The sequence below is a fragment of the Peribacillus sp. P4_C12 genome, assembly GCF_056402095.1.
The window spans coordinates 1-691 of the sequence record NZ_JBFUIB010001095.1 but is presented as its reverse complement, the minus strand read 5'-3'; the positions used below and the strand labels follow the sequence as shown (position 1 = coordinate 691).

At 38.5% G+C, this 691-nt stretch carries 1 protein-coding gene; it reads right to left on the bottom strand.

Annotated elements, in window-relative coordinates; all coding sequences use genetic code 11:
- Positions 1-691 (bottom strand): VOC family protein (locus AC1DUW_RS31520; protein WP_477644539.1); only part of this gene is annotated, 691 nt, incomplete at both ends.

Sequence of the window (691 nt, the reverse complement as noted above, 5' to 3'; positions counted from 1 at the left end):
CAATCCCTGTTGATTGGAAGCCACGTTCTTTAACGACCTCTTCCCAATAGCTCAACTCGTCTTCGTTTTTAACACGAATTGCTAAATGATGAATACTACCTCTTCCGGGCTTCTCACTTGGTCCTTCTTGCTGTTTGACTACAATCTCTCCAAATACCTGTCCAGCAACAGACTGATAAATAGCCACTTTATTAGAGTAAGAAACCTCTACATAGCCAAACATATCCTTTAATGTTTTCGCTAAGCTTTCTAGGTAGCGCACTGTTATTTCGATTGTGCCCATTCCCAAAATACGATGCTTTTGCTCGATAACTGAATCTTCCCATTCAGACCAATGTTTAGGTAATTCAGCACCGTTATTATTCAATAAAATCATTCGTAACCCTTCTGTATCTTCAAAATGTAAAGCATCTCGGCCAGCATACATTGTAATGTCACCATGCTTTACATCTAATAGATCAAATCGATTTTTCCAAAATACTAGACTTTCAAATGATGGGACAAGCAAACCAATTTGTGTGATTGCATTTGTGCCACGAGTTGTTCTTCCTGCAATGGGCATTTCGAAAAACGACAGCTCTGTTCCCGCACTACCTGTTAAATCTCCATAAAATAAATGATACATACTAGGGTCGTCTTGATTAACAGTCTTTTTTACTCTGCGCAGACCTAGTACTTTTTGATAAAATTC